This is a genomic window from Betaproteobacteria bacterium (assembly GCA_016713305.1).
Classification (GTDB): Bacteria; Pseudomonadota; Gammaproteobacteria; order Burkholderiales.
In genome coordinates this window covers 20,533-40,003 of record JADJPK010000012.1, presented here as the reverse complement: position 1 = coordinate 40,003, position 19,471 = coordinate 20,533, and the positions used below count along the sequence as shown (strand labels likewise).

16 protein-coding genes and 1 pseudogene are annotated in these 19,471 nt (G+C 65.4%); 9 read left to right on the top strand and 8 right to left on the bottom strand.

All coding sequences use genetic code 11. From position 1 onward, the window contains the following. Window positions 1–121 precede the first annotated feature (121 nt). Complete coding sequence (locus IPK20_16490) at window positions 122–1,651, top strand: hypothetical protein (GenBank protein ID MBK8018159.1); 1,530 nt, start codon at window positions 122–124, stop codon at window positions 1,649–1,651. Window positions 1,652–1,692: 41 nt separating this feature from the next. On the opposite strand, the pseudogene IPK20_16485 reads toward IPK20_16490, so the two are convergent. Then, a pseudogene (locus IPK20_16485) lies at window positions 1,693–2,704 on the bottom strand (RNA methyltransferase). A gap of 176 nt (window positions 2,705–2,880) precedes the next feature. Here IPK20_16485 and IPK20_16480 point away from each other — a divergent pair. Continuing rightward, window positions 2,881–6,282 (top strand): PAS domain S-box protein, encoded by a 3,402-nt coding sequence (locus IPK20_16480; GenBank protein MBK8018158.1) that lies wholly within the window; start codon window positions 2,881–2,883, stop codon window positions 6,280–6,282. 171 nt (window positions 6,283–6,453) lie between these two features. Here the strand turns inward: IPK20_16480 and IPK20_16475 are convergent, their stop codons facing one another. Together IPK20_16475 and IPK20_16470 are read right to left on the bottom strand one after the other, a co-directional pair. Then, a complete protein-coding gene (locus IPK20_16475) occupies window positions 6,454–8,004 on the bottom strand; it encodes a DHA2 family efflux MFS transporter permease subunit (GenBank protein ID MBK8018157.1) in 1,551 nt (516 codons plus the stop codon). 390 nt (window positions 8,005–8,394) lie between these two features. Then, entirely contained in the window at window positions 8,395–8,769 is a 375-nt protein-coding gene (locus IPK20_16470) for a BON domain-containing protein (protein MBK8018156.1), read from the bottom strand. Between the two features lie 137 nt (window positions 8,770–8,906). Between IPK20_16470 and IPK20_16465 the strand changes: the two genes are divergently transcribed. Next, window positions 8,907–9,626, top strand: a complete 720-nt coding sequence (locus tag IPK20_16465) for a Crp/Fnr family transcriptional regulator (protein ID MBK8018155.1) — start codon at window positions 8,907–8,909, stop codon at window positions 9,624–9,626. Between the two features lie 147 nt (window positions 9,627–9,773). Beyond that, window positions 9,774–10,043, top strand: coding sequence for a hypothetical protein (locus IPK20_16460; GenBank protein ID MBK8018154.1), 270 nt, complete (start codon window positions 9,774–9,776; stop codon window positions 10,041–10,043). A gap of 31 nt (window positions 10,044–10,074) precedes the next feature. On the opposite strand, the gene IPK20_16455 is transcribed toward IPK20_16460, so the two are convergent. After that, window positions 10,075–10,434, bottom strand: a complete 360-nt coding sequence (locus tag IPK20_16455) for a hypothetical protein (protein ID MBK8018153.1) — start codon at window positions 10,432–10,434, stop codon at window positions 10,075–10,077. A gap of 883 nt (window positions 10,435–11,317) precedes the next feature. On the opposite strand from IPK20_16455, the gene IPK20_16450 reads away from it, so the two are divergent. Next, window positions 11,318–12,730, top strand: coding sequence for a PEP-CTERM sorting domain-containing protein (locus tag IPK20_16450; protein MBK8018152.1), 1,413 nt, complete (start codon window positions 11,318–11,320; stop codon window positions 12,728–12,730). Between the two features lie 501 nt (window positions 12,731–13,231). Here IPK20_16450 and IPK20_16445 read toward each other — a convergent pair. From IPK20_16445 to IPK20_16430, 4 genes are all read right to left on the bottom strand, one after another. After that, a complete protein-coding gene (locus IPK20_16445) occupies window positions 13,232–13,606 on the bottom strand; it encodes a PEP-CTERM sorting domain-containing protein (GenBank protein ID MBK8018151.1) in 375 nt (124 codons plus the stop codon). 884 nt (window positions 13,607–14,490) lie between these two features. Next, window positions 14,491–15,048 (bottom strand): DnaJ domain-containing protein, encoded by a 558-nt coding sequence (locus IPK20_16440; protein MBK8018150.1) that lies wholly within the window; start codon window positions 15,046–15,048, stop codon window positions 14,491–14,493. Then, window positions 15,036–15,740 carry a hypothetical protein gene (locus tag IPK20_16435; GenBank protein MBK8018149.1) on the bottom strand — a complete coding sequence of 235 codons (705 nt, stop codon included), beginning with the start codon at window positions 15,738–15,740 and terminating at the stop codon, window positions 15,036–15,038. The genes IPK20_16440 and IPK20_16435 overlap by 13 nt, the downstream gene beginning before the upstream one ends. A gap of 27 nt (window positions 15,741–15,767) precedes the next feature. Further along, a complete protein-coding gene (locus IPK20_16430) occupies window positions 15,768–16,604 on the bottom strand; it encodes a DUF2167 domain-containing protein (protein MBK8018148.1) in 837 nt (278 codons plus the stop codon). Window positions 16,605–17,023: 419 nt separating this feature from the next. On the opposite strand from IPK20_16430, the gene IPK20_16425 reads away from it, so the two are divergent. The 4 genes from IPK20_16425 (at window position 17,024) to IPK20_16410 (ending at window position 19,450) form a co-directional block, all read left to right on the top strand. Continuing rightward, window positions 17,024–17,425, top strand: a complete 402-nt coding sequence (locus IPK20_16425) for an MAPEG family protein (protein MBK8018147.1) — start codon at window positions 17,024–17,026, stop codon at window positions 17,423–17,425. Continuing rightward, the gene (locus tag IPK20_16420) at window positions 17,422–18,099 is read left to right on the top strand and encodes an SDR family NAD(P)-dependent oxidoreductase (GenBank protein MBK8018146.1); all 678 of its coding nucleotides are present in this window, start codon (window positions 17,422–17,424) and stop codon (window positions 18,097–18,099) included. The genes IPK20_16425 and IPK20_16420 overlap by 4 nt, the downstream gene beginning before the upstream one ends. Before the next feature lie 8 nt (window positions 18,100–18,107). Next, entirely contained in the window at window positions 18,108–18,782 is a 675-nt protein-coding gene (locus tag IPK20_16415; GenBank protein ID MBK8018145.1) for a cupin domain-containing protein, read from the top strand. Window positions 18,783–18,886: 104 nt separating this feature from the next. Further along, complete coding sequence (locus IPK20_16410; GenBank protein MBK8018144.1) at window positions 18,887–19,450, top strand: Crp/Fnr family transcriptional regulator; 564 nt, start codon at window positions 18,887–18,889, stop codon at window positions 19,448–19,450. The last annotated feature ends 21 nt before the right edge of the window (window positions 19,451–19,471 follow it).

Here is a 19,471-nt window from a genome sequence, read left to right as displayed (position 1 = left end):
GGCAGGCCAGGCGACGGTCACGGTGCGCGACCGCAGGACATCCCAGACCGTTGCCGTCGTCGTCACCCGCGCGGTCGCCACGACCGACCGGTATGCCTTGCTGGCATGGAACGACCTGGGCATGCACTGCGTCGACGGCAAGGACTACTCGATCATGTCGATCCTGCCGCCGTACAACAACCTGCACGCCCAACTCGTCAATGCGCGCACCGGCAAGGCCGTGACCTCGGGCGTGACGATGACCTACGAGTCGTCCACCGATCCGCAGGGCTCGGTCAACTCCAACAGTTCCACCAAGACCAACTTCTGGGTCTACGTGAAGGCGCTGTTCGGCGCGAATCCAGGAGAGGACATCGGCCTCACCGGCAACCCGACCGCCAGCTTCACGCCCGCGCCGCTCGCCTACAACGCGACCCGCAAGTGGTACGAGGCCGAGGGCATACCGATCATGCCGTACGACGATCGCAAGCAGAAGAACTTCTACCCGCTGGTGAAAGTCACCGCCAAGGATTCCTCAGGCAAGGTGCTCGCCACGGCGCAGGCGGTGCTTCCCGTCAGCGACGAGATGACCTGCAAGAGCTGTCACGCGACCGTTGCCACCGGCAACACGGCGCAACTCGCGGCCAAGCCCAAGGCGGGCTGGGTGAACGATCCCGATCCGGAAAAGGACTGGAAGCGGAACATCCTGCGCTTCCACGACGAGAAGCGTCTGGCCACGCCCGCATTCGCCGCCGCGATCACCCAGCTCGGCTACGACAAGCGTGGCCTGGAGACCACGGCCTCGCTCGGGAAGCCGATCCTCTGCGCGTCCTGTCATGCCTCCAACGCACTGCCCGGCACGGGCGTCGCGGGCATCAGCGCGCTCACCTCCGCCATGCACGCCAAGCACGCGCAGGTCGTGGATCCGGTCCAGAACGTGAAGCTCGACGACATCTCCAATCGCTCGTCGTGCTACCTGTGCCATCCGGGATCGGTCACCAAGTGCCTCCGCGGCGCCATGGGCAACGCCACCGATGCGAGCGGCAACGCGCTGATGGGTTGCCAGAGCTGCCACGGCAACATGGCAGCCGTGGGTCATCCCGCCCGCGTGGGCTGGCTGGAGCAGCCGAATTGCCAGGCTTGCCACCACGATGGCCTGCGCGAGGTGTCGGCGCTGGACGCGACGGGCAAGCTCAAGACGCCCGCGGACACGCGCTTCGCCACGACACCCAACACTCCCGCCACAGGCGTGAGCCTCTACCGGTTCAGTGCCGGCCACGGTGGACTGCAGTGCGAGGCGTGTCACGGTGCCACCCACGCCGAGTACCCCGCGTCCCACGAGAACGACAACCTGTTGAGTATCGCGCTGCAGGGGCACGCGGGCACCGTCGCCGAATGCACGGTCTGCCACGCCACCGTTCCGAACACCGCCAGCGGCGGTCCTCACGGCATGCATACAGTGGGCGCCTGGTGGGTCGAGGAGCACGGAGACCGCGCAGAAGGCAGTGGAAGCCGCGCGTGTACCGCCTGCCACGGCGCCGACTATCGCGGATCCCCGCTCAGCAAGGTGACCGCGGCACGGTCGTTCAGGGTGGAAGGCCGCACGAAGACGTTCGCGGCGGGTCAGTCCGTCGGCTGCTACGACTGCCACAACGGTCCGAAGGGAGATTGACGATCTGCCGGGGCTGAATCGGTCCCGGCCTCGAGGGTGGATCAGGCCGGGACGGCGGCCAGCGCGCGGGCCCGCAACTGCCCGCAGCCGCCCTCGACATCCTGCCCCGCCGAATGGCGCAGCTTGGTGAGTATCCCGCGGCGATGGAGATGGGGTGCCATCGCCGCGGCGCGTTCCCACGAGGGACGCGCGTAAGCTCAGGCCGTCCACCGTGTTGAAGGGGATGAAGTTCATCACTGCGTACTTGCCGCGGAGCAGACGCTCGATGCCGTCGAGTTCCTCGTCGGTGTCGTTGATGCCTTCGAGAAGCGTCCACTGGTACTGGATCGGATAGCCGGTCGCCTCCGCATACCGGTGTCCCATTTCCACCAGCTCGTCCGGCGCGATGCGAGGGGCCCGCGGCAGCAGCTTCGCTCTCAACTCGGCGTTCGTGGTGTGGAGCGACAGCGCCAGCGCCGGCTTCACGGGCCCTCGCGGAAGACGCTCGAAGACCCGCGGGTCTCCCACCGTCGACAGCACCAGATTCTTGTGGCCGATGTCGCCCGCCGTGCCCAGCAGTTCGATGGCCTCCATCACGTTGTCCAGGTTGTGCGCGGGCTCGCCCATGCCCATGAACACAACCTTCCTGACCGGGCGTCGCGTGCGCGCCAGGGCGACCTGCGCCACGATCTCCGCGCTGCCGAGCTGGCGCACCAGGCCGCCACGACCGGTCATGCAGAACACGCACCCCACGGCACAGCCCACCTGGGTGGACACGCACACGCCATCCCGGGGCAGCAGCACGCTTTCCACGGTCTGGCCATCCTCCAGCGCCACCAGCAGCCGCTCCGATCCATCCTCGCTCGAATGCGTGGAGCGGCATGCGGCCAGGGCGCCCAATTCGTCCGCCAGGCCGGGCAGGGCGGACAACAGCGTTCCGGGAAAATACCGCGCCGGATCTCCCCGGCAGGAATCGAGCGGCAGGGCGCGCGTCCAGGACTTGAACAGCACGCGGACGTGGGGCGGTTTGGCACCCAGCGCCTCGAAGCGCTGGCGGACGTCGTCGATTCTCATGAGGCGGCGGATGGTAGCAGTTGCCGGAACCCGGGATGCCCGGATCGCATCCGGGTCGCCTCTGCTTCGCTGCGACAGGGGCGCGACTGATCCATGTCAAAGGATGCTGGTTTGCCGGGCGGTAACTTCGCCGCCTTGGTCCCCTGGGAACCCACTCCCCGTTCCTGCGCCTGCCAATGAAGATCGATTCGCGTCCCCTCACGCCTGCCGCGTACGCGCTTTTCGCGCTCGGTTTCGTGGCAGCCGCCGTCCTGTTCGACGTTGCCACGGAACACATTCTCGCTGGGCAGCTTGCCCCGTGGCAGACCCGATTGTTCACCTTTGCGGCGTCCGCGCTGGTCCTGACCTGGACATTGCGCTGGGGCGACCAGCGGCTCGGCCGGGCGACCGCCGAAATCCGCCAATCGCGCGAGAGAGCGAGGCGCTTCCAGAAGAGCCTGCTCGACGCGCTGCCGGTGGGCGTGTTCTTCAAGGACCGGGAGGGCCGCTACATCGGCTGCAACGCGCACTTCACCGAGGTGCTGGGCCTCACCGAAGACGATATTCGCGGCAAGACCGTCTCGGACCTCTGGCCTGTCGAACTGGCGGCCACCTACCGGAGCAAGGACGAGGAACTCATAGGCTCGGCACGGGTGCAGCAATACGAGTTCAAGCTGGTCGACAAGGAGGGCCGCATCCGCGACGTCGTCTACAGCAAGGGACCGCTTTGCGACGAGCGGGGGGAAGTCGCCGGCCTCGTCGGCGGATTCTTCGACATCACGGATCAACAGTGCGCCCTCAATGCGCTCGCCGCGAGCGAGCGCAAGTTCCGGACGCTCTTCGAGTCGGCGCAGGACGCGATCATGCTCCTGGACGAGACCGGGTTTCTGGACTGCAACCCCGCGACGGCGCAGGTGATGGGGCTGCCTTGCGATCAGCTCATCGGGCGGTCTCCCACCGAGTTCGCTCCCGAAATGCAGCCGTCAGGCGAACGTTCTGCTGACATGGCGGCCCGCAAGATCGCCGCCGCCTTGGCGGGAGAGCCGCAACGGTTCGAGTGGCGGGCGAAGCGTGCGGACGGCGAACTGACCGACCACGAAGTCCACCTTTGCCGCAGCGACTTCGAGAACCGTCCCTGCCTCCAGGCGATCGTCCGGGACATCACCGAACGAAAGCGGACCGAATTGCGGTTGCAGCAGCGTGAAGCGGATCTCCGTGCAGCGCAGGCCGTGGCCCACGTCGGCAGCTGGCATCTCGACGTGGGAAGCGGTGCGCTGGATTGGACGGAGGAAACCTACCGGATCTTCGAGCAGGAACAGGGCGCTCCGCAAACGCTCGACATGTTCATCGCCCATATCCACGAGGACGACCGGGAAGCCGCGCTGGGGGTCTGGAGGAACGCCCTGGCCGGTGGCGCGTTCGACATCGAGTACCGCATCCGCGCTGGCGGCCAGGTGAAGTGGGTGCGGGACCGCGCCGAGTTCCTCCGGAACGCACAGGGCGTGGCCGAATACGCGATCGGGACCGTGCAGGATGTCACCCAGCGCAGGGAGAACGAACTCGAGCTGCGGCGGCATCGAGAGGAACTCACCCGGCTGGTGGATCTCAAGACCCGCGATCTTTCCTCCACCCTGGAAGAACTGCGCGAGATGCAGTTCGCGATGGAAAACGTCGGCATCGGCATCATGTGCGTCGACTACGAAACCGGGCGGATCACCTACACGAACCGGTCCGCCTGCGAGTTCCTGGGCTATGCCGAGAAGGAGTTCCTGGCGCTTTCCATCCACGACGTGGATCCGAACTGCCCCGAGGACGTGTACCTGGTCAACCGCGACGAGATCAAGCGCCTGAGGCACGTGCAGTTCGAGGCGCAGCACAGGCGCAAGGATGGCTCGCTGCGCCCTGTCGAGATGACCGTCTACTACCAGGACAGAGGGCCGGCCCGCTCGCCGCGCTTCATCGCGTTCAGCACGGACATCTCGGCGAGAAAAACCGCCGAGCGCGAACTGGTCACGGCCCGGGACGCCGCCCAGGCCGCCAACGCCGCCAAGAGCGAGTTCCTGGCCAACATGTCGCACGAGATCCGGACCCCGCTCAACGCCATTCTCGGCCTGAGCTATCTGCTCCGCCGCGATGCCGCCACGGGCGACCAGCGATCCAAGCTGGAGAAGATCGACGTCGCCGGGCGTCATCTGCTGGCCCTCATCAACGACGTGCTGGACCTGTCCAAGATAGAGGCCGGAAAGCTCATCCTCGAGAAGGACAACTTCCGTCTGTCGTCCGTGCTGGCCAGCGTGGCGTCGATCGTGCGGGACGCCGCGGTGGACAAAGGGTTGAAGCTTGAAGTGCATCCCGATCACGTGCCCGACTTGCTGCGGGGCGACATCACCCGCCTTCGTCAGGCGCTGCTCAATTTCGCGAGCAACGCCGTCAAGTTCACCGAGCGGGGCACGGTCAGCATGAGCGCCAGTCTTCTGGAATCGTCGAGCGAGTCGGTACGGGTTCGCCTGGAGGTCACCGATTCCGGCATCGGCCTCACCGAGGAGCAGAAATCCAGACTGTTCCAGCCCTTCCATCAGGCCGACGGGTCCACCTCGCGCAAGTACGGCGGCACCGGGCTCGGTCTGTCGCTCACGCGCCGCCTCATCGAGATGATGGGCGGCACGGTGGGTGTCGAGAGCACGTACGGGCAAGGGAGCACGTTCTGGTTCGAGGTGACGCTCGAACGCGGGCACGGCACGGAAGCGGCCGACGGCCCGATTCGCGTGCAGATGCCCAAGGACGTCCAGCTCCGGTCACGGCATCGCGGCGCACGGATACTCCTGGCGGAGGACAACGCGGTCAATGTCGAAGTCGTGCTGGAGCTGTTGCAGTCCGTGGACATGGACGTGACTGTCGCCACCAATGGCAAGCAGGCCCTGGATGCCGCCTTGCGCGAGAAGTTCGACCTGGTGCTGATGGACGTGCAGATGCCGCAGATGAACGGCATCGAAGCGACCGTGGCGATCCGTGGCCTGAGCGGCTGGGAGCGTATTCCCATCGTCGCCCTCACGGCCAACGCGTTCGCGGAGGACAGGCGTGCGTGCACCGAGGCAGGCATGAACGACGTGATCACGAAACCCGTGGATCCCGAGCGGCTGTACGCGACGCTGGAGCACTGGTTGTCGAGAGCCGTGGCGCGATCGGGGGCAGGCGAGACCGGATCCTCCACCGACGATTCGCCGGCAGGTGCGCTGGAGCGGCTGAGAGCGATGCCGGGCATGGACGTCGATCGCGGCCTGGCCAGCCTGCGGGGAAACTCCGCGAAGTACTTCCAGCTTGCCTGGAAGTTCACGGTGTCCACCGCCGAAAACCTCAACCGCTGCAGCGATCTGATCGAGATCGGCGATCAGGACGCGCTTCGCATCCTGGTGCATGGCGTCAAGGGTGCGGCGAGCACGCTCGGGTTCACCGCCATTTCCGAATCCGCCGCGGGGTTCGAGTCACTGTTGAGAGAACCGCAGTGGCTTGCCTCGAACCGGCCTCAGGCCCAGGCGAAGCTCGGGGAGCTTTCCAGAGGCGTCGCCATACTCGAAGCGGCCTTGATGCAGGCGCAGTGAGATCGTGGCGGGCGAGGGGCGAACCGTCGGATGGGGTCGGCTTCGGAAACCGGAACAGCCGGCCAGCCGCCGCGACGAAGGACGGCGAGGCCGGGACGCCGCGGAGTCGCCGGGCGATTGCCGGAATCCGGCGTCGCAGGTCGATTCGGACAGGTACCCTGGAAGATCCGATCAATTGCCGCGCCTGGGCACCCTGTACATCCACGAAAGAGGGATGGCGACCGCCGCCACGAGCGCCGTCAGGGCGAAGGCATTCAGGTAACCGCCGATCGCCGCCTGCCGTCCGATCTCGTCCTGCAGCACGCTGAGACTCTTGAGGCTGTCGCCCGAGAGTCCGTGCGCATGCCGGGCGAAGTCGAGGGCGATCCGAGGCGATGAGACGGCCGCGACCAGGCCGGAATAATTCTCCGCGGTCGACCGCACGAGGATCAGGATGCTGAAGGAGATGAACAGGCTGCTGCCGAAGTTGCGCAGAAGATTGAAGATGGCGGCGCCCCGGACCACGAGCGCCGCGGGCAGCGTGGCGACGGCAAGCACGGTCATCGGCGTGTAGGCAAGACCGAAGCCGAAGCCCTGCACCATGTTGGTCCAGTAGATGTCGAAGTCGGTGACGTCCACGTTGAACAGGGTCATGCGCCACACCGCCAGCGCCTGCATGATCAGGCCGACCGCAAGCGCCCAGCGGGCATTGAATCGCGTGGCCCACACCACGACCCCGAAGCTCAGGAAATTCCCGAGGCCGCGTGCGGACATGAGGTAGCCGATCGTCGACTCGGGATAGTGGCGGAGATCCTGCAGCAGCGGCGGAAACAGGACGATCAGCGTGTAGCTCATCGCGCCCATGGCAAAGACCGTGAGCAGCCCCACGCAGAAATTCCAGTCCCGGAACATGGCAGGGTCCAGGAAGGGCTTGCGCGACCAGAACGTGTTCGCGATGACGAAGACGCCGCCCACGACCGCGAGAATCAGCTCGACCGTGATCTCCGTCGAATCGAACCAGTCGAGGTGGTGGCCTCGGTCCATCATGAGCTGCGCGCTGCTCATGCACACCGCCAGCGCGACGAAGCCCGTCACCCCCAGCCGCCTGGCGGTTCCGCGCTCCTGGTCGCCGAGTGCAAAGGCAGCCAGCAGGGTGGTCAGCGCACCGACCGGAACCATGAACAGGAACGCCCAGCGCCAGTCGAGGGAGTCGGCCATCAGGCCGCCGAGAATGGGGCCCAGCGTCGGACCCATCACCGAGCCGGTTCCCCAGAGCATCAAGACCAGCGGATGCATGTGGCGCGGGAAGGTCGCAAGCAGCATTCCCTGGCCCATCGGCATCAGCGGCGCCCCGAAGAAGCCTTGGGCCACCCGGCCCAGCAACAAGGTGCCGAACGAGTCCGCCATGCCGCACACGAGCGAGGAGAGGGTGAAGCCCGTCAGTGTCGCGACCATGAACCGCCGCCAGCCGAGCTTGCCCGCGAGCCAGCCGGTGAGCGGTGTCGCGACCGCCGCCGCGGCGAGGAACAGCGTGACGATCCAGGCGCCCTCGTCGTGCGTGAGGGCCAGCGCACCGCGGATCTGCGGCACCACGACATTCGTGGAGGTGATCGCGATGCCGAAACTCAGGGTGGACACCTGCACCAGCACCAGGATCCACCAGCGGCGCGACGTGGCAACCTCGCCCGGTTCGGTTTCCTGGCGGTTCCCGTCTTCGACGGCGGCTGCCTGCGCGCTAGTCATCGGCGCGCGACATCGGGCTGGCGTGCGTCATGGCGTACTTCAGGACCGGCGTGCGGACACCGGCTGCTCCGTGAGATTGCTTTCTGGTGGAGCTTGGTTTTGTGGGGCGAAGTGTAGCGGCAATCTCAGCGGGGAACGCGGGGGCGTAAGGATGCGCGCTTCGTCGCTCGCTACATGCGATCGGCTCTCCCGGTAGGGTGCGCCTGACAGGGCGGACCCGACGGAGTGGCTGCGTTTTGGAACTATCGAGTGCGTGGTCGGAATGAGCGCGGACGAAGCCGGATCGGAACGCCGAACATGCCGAGTCTGCATTGCCTGATCATCGATCCTGGCCGGAAACGCCCTCGGCCCAAAGAGCCTGCCGGACGCAGCCGCTATGGAGTAGACCCGCTAAGGTCGTCCGACCTCCAGGTCGTTTCGCACGGCCAGCACGCCAGGGACCCCCTGCGCCAGTTCCGCCGCGTGCGCAATGGCCGCTTCGTTCCTCACCCGGCCGGCGAGATGCAGGATGCCCGACCTGGCGGTGACATCGAACACGCTCGAGGAGAAAGCAGGGTCCAGGAAGATGGCCTGCCTGGCGCGTGACGTGATCACGAGATCGTCCGCAGGGCTGGGCGCATCGAGGTTGAGGTTGAACTTTCCCGAAGAGCAACTGGCCAGCAGCGCGATGCCCACGGAACCCAGCAGCGTTCGAAGGGTGGGGACGAATGCCGCCGTGACAGCTTTAGCAGTGGTGGTTGCGGCAGGAGCAGGGTCGTGTTTCATCGTTTCAGGGTCTCCCGTTTGGTCGCATGGCTCTGTACGCCAACGCACATTGGAGTACGGCCGCAGAGGACCGTTCAAATGTCCGCCAAGGCACTTGGCTGTACGATGCAGGCATTCCTGCGTAAGGCGTTCATCTCTTGTCAGATCCATGTGCGGCGGTAAAGAACGATCTCCTCGCGTGTCTCCTTCCTGAGGAAGCGGCCCGCGTGTTCCCCCGGCTGGAGCGAGTGGATCTGCCGGTGGGGGCGGTGCTGTACGAATCCGGCAGCGCGCTCGGCCACGTGTATTTCCCCTGTACCTGCATCATCTCTCTGCTCTACGTGCTGGCCGACGGGGCGTCCGCAGGAATGGCCATCGTCGGACGGGAAGGGCTCGTGGGCATCGCGTTGTTCATGGGCGGGGAGACCACGCCCAACCGGGCAGTCGTGCAGGCCGCTGGACAGGCCTTCAGGCTGCCGGCTTCGGTGGTGAAGGATGAGTTCGGCCGCGGCGGCGCCATGCAGCATCTGTTGCTCCGCTACACGCAGGCGCTGCTCACCCAGATGTCGCAGACCGCGGTGTGCAACCGGCACCACAGCCTGGAGCAGCAACTCTGCCGCTGGCTGCTCCTGTGCATGGACCGGCTGCCGGCGAACGAACTGGTCACCACCCACGAACTGATCGCCGGCATGCTGGGTGTGCGGCGGGAAGGGGTCACCCAGGCCGTGGGCAATCTGCAACGGGACGGTCTGATTCAGCACCGGCGCGGACATATCGTCGTGCTCGACCGCGCGGGTCTCGAGGCCCGGTGCTGCGAATGCTACGAGGTGGTTCGCACGGAGTTCGCCCGGCTGCTGCCCAGGCCCTTGCCCCGCTGACCCTCGTTTCGCCGCTGTGTGGGCTACCGCACGGACGGCAGGTCTCGGTTGGTGGAACCTTCCAGTTCTGCCCCCTTCTCCTCGGCAGCACCGCTCCGTTCAGCCGCCCGCCGATCCCCGCTTCGCCCTCCGTTTCGAGGTACCCCTATGAATTTTGCCGCGTGGATCTTCACGGGTCTTGTCGTCGGTTGGATCGCCAATCGCTTGTTGAACGATGGATCCCGAGAGGGAAGGCTGGGCTTTCTCGGATTCGGTGTCGCCGGTGCGATCATCGGCGTGCAGATGATGGCGCCGGCCACCGAACCCGGAGTCATTCCGCCCGACGGCCTCAATATGTCCCTGTTGTTCTACTCGGCCTGCGGTGCCGCCCTCACCTTGTTCGTGGGCAACTTCGTCAAGGAACGATTCATCTCCTGACGAACGGCGCGGGGCCGTCCCGCCGTTGCGGCTAAGGTTTCTGGCGGTGGTCCGCCCGCTTGGGCGGCTTGCCAGCGCCGCTGGACCGGGTACGCGGTCCCCGAGCCGGTTGCACGTTGTCTTCCAGAATGACCGCGTTCGCCCGGGCGATGCGCCGCTCCGACTGGGCCTCCCCCAGGCAGGCGGCCTTGTCGGCCGCTGACTTGTCGTTGCAGCGCTTCAAGGCGACGGCGTAGGTCGCATCCACCGTGGTGGCCGCAGCAGCCTGAGTGCTCTCGAAGCTTGGCCGAAATGCGGCCTCGAGATTCGCCAGATCCACCTTCCGCTTGCTCTCGGCCTCCACCGCGCACACGTCCCGGGTGTTCCCCTCCAGGACATGGCAGTAGTCCATGGTCTCCCTGTAGTCCGATGCGATCCTGGCTTGCGAGGACGCGTACGCCTCCCGCGATACCTCGGCGGCTGCGGCTACAACCGTGGAAAAAGAAGGACCAGGGAGAGCGGGACGATACGGCGGAGCGATGTGATCAAAGGGAAGTCCTGCAGAGCATTCGTGGAGAGAAGACACCCGAAGCGCGGGTTCGAGTGTCACGAACGGCAGGTTTCAGGCATTGACGGCGGAATCTTTGATTCCCTTATCGCATCCGGGAGGTTGGATTGTCTGTGCGCTGGCGCACTTTGGTTCAATGGCCTGCGGTCCAGGGCGGTGGATCCCGAGGAGATGGAACGAGTGGGGCGGCGGGTGTTGTGGACGAGTGATCGCCGAGTTTGCAGTGGGATCCCTCCTGGGCAGATGAATGATTGCAAGACGCGACCCCGTCGTGCGCGTCCGACCCCCGTCGCGATGCGACGACCCCCGTCGCGATGCGACCCCCGTCGGGGGTGCGATCGAAGCCCAATCAAGATGGTTCGTTTGACAGCATCTTGGTCGTGAGAGCAACATAGTCGCAAAAGAGATGTAGAAACAAAAGAGACCAGAAGATGACAAGAACGATGTTGTCCAGGCAGCCAACCCTGTCCCGATGGCTGTTGCAACACGCCTTGATGGGGCTCGATGGACGGTCACCCCGCAGCCTGCGCAGGCGCTGCCTGAGTCGTTCGGGCTGCAGGCTTCCCCCGACCCGCCGGACACGAACCTGCTCGTTTCCAGAATCGCCGCCCTGAGTCCAAGGCGGCGTTACTTGCACTGAGTTCACTGAGTTGAACGCCCTGTGTTGCCTTCGCCCGTCAGACCACGACACCACAACCCACCATCAAACGACCTTGGAGATCCTTCGATGCGCGCGCTGTTCGGAGTTCTGTTCGCTTCATCCGTATTCTCGGCAGTCATCCAGACTGCAGACGCCGCTTACACGTACGAGACGGTCGGTTCCCCGACTGGCACGGGAGGTTTCGCGTACGCGATAAACAATTCCGGACAGGTCGCAACGACCGACCTGGTTCGATCCTTCGTATTCGATGACGGCAGTCGCACTACGTTTCAGCAGATTGTCGTGCCCGGGGCCGCGACGGGGACCCCAGGAGTCCTTGCGCAGGGCATCAATGATGCAGGCGTGGCCGTGGGCCGTTACCGCATCGCTGGCAATCCGGCAAACCAGACGAGTGGGTTCATCCTCGGGACAGATGGTGCAATGACGACGGTAGACGTGCCGGGGGTCGCAAGCACGTCGATTTCGGACATCAACAATTTCGGAGATCTGGTGGGTGAGACGCGCAGTGATCTCACCGTGTTCGGTCTGATACAAGGTTTTGCGCGCCGCGGCGGGTCCTTTGCCGAGATCAGCTACCCGGGTTCGGTTCTCACCCGTGCCTATGGCATCAATGACGCAGGCGACATCGTCGGGCAATTTCAACTGGCGGATGCCATCAACCGGCCCTTCCTTCTGAGCGGAAACACCTACACCGAATTGATGCCGACCAACGCCCCTGGTGGCCTGCTTTCAGCACTCGCGACGGGCATCAGCGACAGCGGCCTGATCATCGGCACCTATCGGGATGCAGCGAATGTAACCAAGACCTGGCTTCGGATGACCGATGGTTCCTATGACTACCCCACGCTGCCTGGATCGGGTTGGGGAATCAACGACAGCGCGCAAATCTCCGGTTCCTTTCTCGACGCGTCGAACGGAAACGTGCGAACCGCCTTTGTTGCCAGTGTCCCGGAGCCTTCGACCTACTTGATGTTCGGAGTCGGTCTGGCGGGCCTGCTCGTTGCCAGGCTTCGCAGGACACGCGCGACCGTTCGCCCGGCCTTGCTTCGTGGCTCCCGGAGTCTCGGCCGCGGTTGCCTTCGTTCTGGGGTTGCTCGGGGTTCTGCCCGCGCAGGCTCAGCATATGGGCGACATCTGGATCGGCCAATCGCCCGGCGGCCAACTGGCAGCCATCCATGTGCCCGACGGGCCGATCGTGCTCCCACCGGTGTCCGCCGGGGTGCTCCAGGGCTGGGCGGATTTCACCCTCGGATTCGACGGTGTCCCCCAAGAGGGCGAGTCTGGCGTCACGCCCCTTTCGGCCGGCGCGGACATCTATCTGGAAATCGTGTCGATCGAAGAGGGGCTCTCCCTGCGGCCGTTCACGGGGTTCACGCAGGTGTCTGCGGATGCCCCGGGGGAGCGGCTGCGCATCGGGGCCACGGGCAATCTGCATTGGCACCCGATCGCCTTCATCGACTCCAGCATCGTCGGCACTGACTTCAGCGGTGAACGCGATGTTGCGTTTCGTCTGATCGACCTGGGCGTGGCGGGGCACGCTGCCTCACCCAGCTATTCGCTGACGTTCACCACCCCGACTGCTCCGGTACCGGAGCCTGCCGAGAGCGCGCTCCTCGCCTTCGGCCTCGGGGCACTCGCGCTCGTGATGAGCCGGCGTCGCGTTGGGAGCGGTAACTGACACCGGCCTGCCGCTTTCTACGCGACACGCCACTGCAATCCCCGAAGGCGTTCGGTCGGTAGCTCGCCTCCGACCGCAACGCCGTAGTCGTTGTGCCGTCGGATGGGTCCCGACCGCGCATGACCAGAATGCCTCGAGTCAATGGCGTGCGGTTCGGGGCCTTCGCCTGCCGGATGTATGGCTGCAGCGTTGGCGTCAAGTGCGGCAATGGCAGGAAGAGAAGTGGGCCCTGCCGGAAAGACGGATGGGTAACCGGCGCTGGCGTTGGTCGCTTCGCCACCAGGGGCCGGCGCCGCCGGCCGTCATCGTGAGGCCGGTAGCCCCCGGCCAATCAGAGTGTGATGTCGCCAGAGCTGAGCGCACCCCCGGTCTGCGTGTGGTCCTATCGGCCCGTGATGTCCGAAGGCATGGCGCTCCCGGCTGTAAGCCAGGCGAGGGCAAGTGCGGCAAGTTTGCAGGCGCTCGGTCTCTTCGGATTTCTCCCGGCGGTAATGAAAGGACTTCAGCGGACGCGACAGGCCCGCAGGGCGGACCCGCCACGCGACGACCAGGGTTCCCACGAGCAGGAGTGCGATGCTCTCCGGTTCGGGGACTGCCGACGCCGTCGGCCCAGGCGGTCGCGAGCGGCATCGCGGTGCCGTCGAGGCCCGGTGTGGCGAAGAGCAGGAACACAGGATCCGACGTCGCGCGCCCGGGCATCGAAAAGCTCATGGCCACTGCGTACACACCGGCAGCGGGATCGTCTGCGGAGGGCCGGGAGAGGATGAAGAATGGATGTACGTGAATGCTGCCTGCGATCGAGGTCGTCCCGAGGGAGAACCCCGCGACGGGGTCGGTCCCACCTTGCACGATCGCCGAGTTCGCGCCTCGGGACACCTTGAACTCGGTGCCGTTGGTCAGCGGGGCGAAATCCGCAGTGGCGCCGTCTCCATCCCAGAACCAGAGGGTGGACTCGGCTGCGGCGGCCGGACCAAAAGGCTCCAGCGCGAAGGACAGGGCCGTACTTCCAGGAAGCGTGCCGAAGCCCGCCGGGTAGACGGTAGCCCGGTCCACGCCGGGATTCGTTGCAACGTACTCTCCGAATTCCAGCGGTTCGAACTCGACCCCGTACACACGGACGCCCAGCGTCGTGATCTGGCCCGTCGGCGTGGTGGCGAGAAGGATGTCTCCCGCGTGCTGCGCGTGTGCCTGAGTGGCGCAGAGCGCGGCCGCCGACAGCAGGGCGGTCACGAGTGCCGCTCGCCAGCGGCGTGCCCACCCGGCATGGGAAAGCGCTCGGAGCGGTTCGTCCCGTGTGCAGAAACGTGTTTTCTCAGCTGAAAGCCAAAGCGCGCGGCACGCGCGATGCGGTCGAACGACATGCGGGCTCCTCCTGGTCTTCGGGACTCTTGCGAGGGAATGCAGAACCGGTCCCGGTGCGATTGAACATATCGCATCCAAAAGGCAGGCGCAACACAATAGCGAAAGCGGTCGAAAGGCCAGTGCAGAAGTGACGAAGAAGGGATCGATCGTGCGGACACCACGTGGCGCCTTGAACGGACGCCAAATTGGGGGTAGAGGTTTAGGCCCGTCCGCACCCGCTGACGCGCGGCGTCGTGGGTAACGCGGAGCGCGCCTCGATCTGGTCCGCCCGTTCGTGCCGGCCAGTATCCGGGCGTCGCGGCGACGGCAGGAGTGCGCGCCCCGGACGCGACTCCCGCCGTGGGCAGATGAATGATGGCAGGACCTGCCCCATCGCACTGCGCATCGCACTGCGCCTCAGGCGTCTTCGCCCCGGATACGCATCGCCTCCCGGTAAGCGCGGGTGATTTCCTTCGACTTGCTCCGCCAGCGCTTTCAACTCGTCACCGAGCGACGCGACCTTGTCCGGGTGGTACTGGCTCATGAGGGTCTTGTAGGCCTTGCGGATCTCATCGACCGAAGCCTCGGCCGGGACGTTCAGCACCTTGTCCCAGGAGGCCGGGGAAGCTTCCGCGTCGTTCGCGGCGTTCGCGCCGGCGTCCTTCGAACCACCTGACGAGGAGGATCGTTTCGACCGGTCCTTCAGCACGAAGGTCGAGACGATCCAGTAGCCCAGGAACAATCCCAGGATGACGACGCCCACTTCTACGGATGACATGGCTCACCCTCGTCGATCAGCGATTGCCGGTGTGCCTGCAGCCGGCCATGGCGCGGGGAGTTCTCCTCCTCGGCTTCCAGTTCGTTCGTGAGCCGAAGGACGATCTGTTGGCGGGTCCGGGCCCAGCGCGACGGTGTCTGCAGTCGGCGGGCGGCGTGAATCAGGTCTTCGCTCATCGGCGTGGCCATCGACAGGTGTCGTATGAGATTCAGAGCGAACGGGGGGCACACGAGCGACTCGAAGGCCAAGCCGAGAAAACGCCTGGCAGAAAGCTGCAGTTCGCCTCGATGCGCCCAGGTCCAAGCGAGAGCCACGAGAATGCTGGTGAAGAGCAGCACCAGCGCCAGCAACAGCACAGGTTCGCCCAGTCTCGTGAAGAACCCCACGGGAAGGAACACGAACAGTGCGATCGCCATGCTCCATACCAGAGGTGCGAGCGGGAGGAACGCACGAACGGGCGGTTGCGCGAGAGAGGTCGCGGCGTCGTTGCCTTCGAGCTGCCAGGACATGCGGAACATCGGCCGATGCAGGAGGAACGGATTGGGGGCGTAGAGTTCCTTGCGCAGGACGCCCAGGTGTTCCGAACCGAAGCCCACGGTCCAGTCGTTTCTTCCTGCGGGAATCAGCACCGCCTCGTTGCGGTAGAGCAGTTGCGCCGAGTCGTAGAGGTACAGGCCGAGGATCGCCGCCATCAGCAAGACCTCGGCACTGACTCCATGTCACTTCTTGTTTCGTTTGAAGATCGATCCGAGCCCCGCCGCAGCGGCGACGGCCACGCCGACAATGACCTTCCAGAATGCGGCGAAGAAGCCGCCGATGGCGGCCCAGAGCCCCTTTTTCGTCGCCACGGCTGCGGCACCGCCCAGGATCAGCGCGGCGAGACCGTACTCCGCCACCTTGTCGCCTTCCTTGAACTCCGAATACTGCTCACCGGCCACATAGCGGAACTGCTCGAGCGCCGACTTGAACTCCTGCGTATCGGCGGGGAGCGTCTCGACGCTCGACACGAGCGTGGCGCTCATCACGCCCGACCGGCCGAGCAGGCGGCTGGTGTAGTTGACGATCATCTGCCCGTCTTCCTGCCGCAGGCGGGTTCCCCATTCCAGGCGCTTCGTCTGCGCGTCGTAGTGGGGCGGGACCTGCCACCCATCGGTGGTGAGGGAGGGCATGCCCAGCCGCTTGCGTTCCTCGTTGCCCGGGCCGTCGGATTCCTTCAGCGACTTCAGGAGCTCGTCGGGATCGATCTTCTCGTCGTCCTTCACGTACCCCGTCGCCTCGAACGAGAACACGGAAAACCACTTGAGCGATTCTGGCGCCAGCAGGTAGTTGCCGTCCGTGGGCGGGTTGCCGGCCAGTTCCAGGAAGCGACGCGTGTTCTTGTCGTCGAGAAAGAGATAACCCTTGGGGACCACGATGGTGGCCTGGGTGGAAATATGCCCTTCGGACGGGCCCTCTTGCCAGGCGAGCTTCCGCAACTCCTCGCCGAGATTCTCGTTGGACTGGCTCCAACCGGCGATGGGCCAGACGAGGAAGAGGAAGCAAAGAAGGTAACGCATACACACCCCTGGTCGATGAGTTGTTCGAATGATGCCCGGATGCTTCGAGTCGGCGCCGGTCGACCTGCCGCTTCGTGTTTCCTTCGGCCCCACGCGACCGGCCGGAAGTGTCGGTCTTTTCGATGGTGCGGCCATGTACATCTGCGGCCGTGGCGGGCCACATCGGAGGAAGGAAGCGCCATTCCGTTCGTCTGGCGACTCCCGCAGTATGGCACGCGCCCATGCCCCTGCACTGTGAGAAATTCACGGTGCGACGCCATGCTTCCACCGCGAGCCGGACTGCCCGAGGCGGTCCATCGCAACACTGCGTAACACTTGCTACAGAACGCACGAGCGGGTTTGCCTATCGTGATCGCACCTTGGCTGCGGGCCTTTGCCGAAGCCGCCGATCCACGATTTCCCCGGAGGAGTTCCTGCTCATGCATTCATCCCTGTTCTGGCTGACGCTCACGCTGGTCCTGACCGCCGTCCTGGCCTTTCCCTACGTGCTCAATCGCATCGCCGTTCGCGGCCTGGCAGGGACCATGGCGAATCCGTCCGTTGCCGATCTGCCCCAGGCCGCGTGGGCGCAGCGGGCGCAGGCCGCCCACGGCAATGCCATCGAGAACCTTGCGGTATTCGCACCGACGGTCCTTGCCATCGAGGTTCTCGGCGCGGGCAACGACACGGTGGTCCTCGCGTGCCAGGTGTACTTCGTCGCGCGGCTCGCCCACTACGTCGTGTACACACTGGGCGTGCCTTTCGTCAGGACGTTGGCCTACTTCGCCGGCTGGGGGGCCAACGCCGTTCTCCTTGTGCGGTTGCTGGGGACACTGTCGTGAGCAAGGTGGCGTTCGTGGTCGGCGCAGGTGGGGTGCTGGGCGGAGCCCTCGTCTCCGAGTTCTCCACGACAGGATACGGAGTCGCCGGCTTGCACCGCGCGAGCGGGTTCATCGGCGGGGAACCCCTGCGGACAGCCGTCGATCTGAGCGATCCGCCGTCTGTCCGGAATGCAGTGGAGCACGTCTGCGAGGTGCTCGGGCCCATCGATGTGCTGGTATGCAATGCCGGGACGCTGATGATGAAGCCGTTCGCCGAACACGCGCTGGAGGACTTCGACCTTCTCTGGCGAGTGAACGTCACGTCCGCCTGTGCCGCGGCCGGCGCGGTCTTGCCGGGCATGGTCCGGCGAGGGGAGGGTTGTATCCTGTTCTCGGGTGCCACCGCATCGATCCGAGGGTCGGCGCGATTCCCCGCGTTTGCAGCGACGAAGTTCGCCGTGCGCGGGCTGGCGCAATCCCTTGCGCGCGAATACCAGCCGCAGGGCATCCACGTGGTGCACGTGTTGATCGACGGAGTGCTGCGCGGTTCGCCGTCTGCCGGCCGCTTCGGAGTCGAGGATGAACGCGCCATCGATCCGGCCGAAGCCGCCAAAGCCTATCGCTGGCTGGCCGAACAGCCGGCGTCGGTATGGACACAAGAACTGGATCTGAGGTCAAGGAGGGAGAGGTTCTAGCCATGGACATGCAACTCAACGCCGACCGTCGGGAGCCTGTGCTGGTACACGGCACGGATCTCCCCTGGATCCCCTCGCCGCAGGCCGGTGTCGACCGCAGAATGCTGGAACGTTCGGGGGGCGAGGTGGCGGTTGCATCCACCATCGTCCGCTACGGACCCGGTTCTGCCTTCCCACCCCACGCACATGGGTTGGGCGAGGAGTTCGTCGTCCTGGAAGGGGTGTTCTCCGACGAGCATGGCGACTATCCGCCCGGAACCTATGTCCGCAACCCTCCGGGTTCGACGCACTCGCCCGGGTCCCGCGATGGCTGCACCATCTTCGTGAAGCTGAGGCAGATGAGCCCGGACGACACGGACAGCGTGACCCTTCGGCCCGATGATCAGAAGTGGGAGAGCATCGATGCCTTTCGCCGTATCGCAGCGCTCCACCGCGGACGAGAGGGGACAGTCCGCTTCGAAAGGCTCGCGCCCGGGTACCGCGACCCATGGCCACCGCAACCCGCGGGGGAGGAGATCTTCGTCCTGGAAGGACACGTCGATCTCAATGGGTCCCGGGATGCAGGGCTGCACAGGTGGAGCTGGCTGCGGCACCGGAGGGAGAGGCCCATGATCGTGAGCAGCGCGGGGGGAGCATGGCTATGGGTGAAGTCGGGACACCTGATCGACCATGAAATCCGTTGAGGACCGCCTGGGCGATTTCGATGCCTTTTCCGACCTCAGCCCCACCGGCCGGGGATTGTTGACGCAGGGGATCGTCGCCAGGAACGCGAAAGCGCGCGACGGCCATCCTGCACAAGGGCCAGCCGGTTTCCGGTGCGTATTTCGTGCTCGAGGGCCGGTTACGCATCTACACCATCTCGCCCAACGGTACGGAGGCGACGCTGTACTTCGTGGACCCGGGCGAAGCCTGCGTTCTCGCGCTGAATTGCCTGTTCAACGATCTGCTCTACCCGGCGTGGGTGCAGGCGGAATCGCCCGCTGTCGTCGCCATCATTCCCGGACCGGTCTACAAGAAGCTGTTCGAGACGGAGCGCGCGATCCAGGACCTGACGGTCAAGGCGCTATCGACGCTGGTGTATCGACTGATGAACGAACTGGAGCAGGTGCATGCCATCAACCAGAAGCAGCGCCTGGCTCAGTTCCTCCTGCTGCACAGCGCTGCCGACGGTGTGCTCCGGATGACGCAACAGCAGATCGCCCGGCATCTGGGAACGACTCGCGAGGTGATCGCGCGGTTGATTCGGGAACTGGTCGCCCTGCACCTGGTTTCCACCGAGCGCGGTGCCATCCGGATCAGGGACCTCTTCGGACTGCGAAGAATCGTCGTGCCGGTGTCCGCCGCGAGGTGAGGGTGCTGCGCGAGCGCTGAT

Coding starts and splice junctions, on each gene's coding strand:
- IPK20_16490 (MBK8018159.1), top strand. CDS start 122: ATGCACTGCGTCGACGGCAAGGACTACTCGATCATGTCGATCCTGCCG.
- IPK20_16480 (MBK8018158.1), top strand. CDS start 2,881: ATGAAGATCGATTCGCGTCCCCTCACGCCTGCCGCGTACGCGCTTTTC.
- IPK20_16475 (MBK8018157.1), bottom strand. CDS start 8,004: ATGACTAGCGCGCAGGCAGCCGCCGTCGAAGACGGGAACCGCCAGGAA.
- IPK20_16470 (MBK8018156.1), bottom strand. CDS start 8,769: ATGAAACACGACCCTGCTCCTGCCGCAACCACCACTGCTAAAGCTGTC.
- IPK20_16460 (MBK8018154.1), top strand. CDS start 9,774: ATGAATTTTGCCGCGTGGATCTTCACGGGTCTTGTCGTCGGTTGGATC.
- IPK20_16455 (MBK8018153.1), bottom strand. CDS start 10,434: ATGGACTACTGCCATGTCCTGGAGGGGAACACCCGGGACGTGTGCGCG.
- IPK20_16450 (MBK8018152.1), top strand. CDS start 11,318: ATGCGCGCGCTGTTCGGAGTTCTGTTCGCTTCATCCGTATTCTCGGCA.
- IPK20_16440 (MBK8018150.1), bottom strand. CDS start 15,048: ATGTCATCCGTAGAAGTGGGCGTCGTCATCCTGGGATTGTTCCTGGGC.
- IPK20_16435 (MBK8018149.1), bottom strand. CDS start 15,740: ATGGCGGCGATCCTCGGCCTGTACCTCTACGACTCGGCGCAACTGCTC.
- IPK20_16430 (MBK8018148.1), bottom strand. CDS start 16,604: ATGCGTTACCTTCTTTGCTTCCTCTTCCTCGTCTGGCCCATCGCCGGT.
- IPK20_16425 (MBK8018147.1), top strand. CDS start 17,024: ATGCATTCATCCCTGTTCTGGCTGACGCTCACGCTGGTCCTGACCGCC.
- IPK20_16415 (MBK8018145.1), top strand. CDS start 18,108: ATGCAACTCAACGCCGACCGTCGGGAGCCTGTGCTGGTACACGGCACG.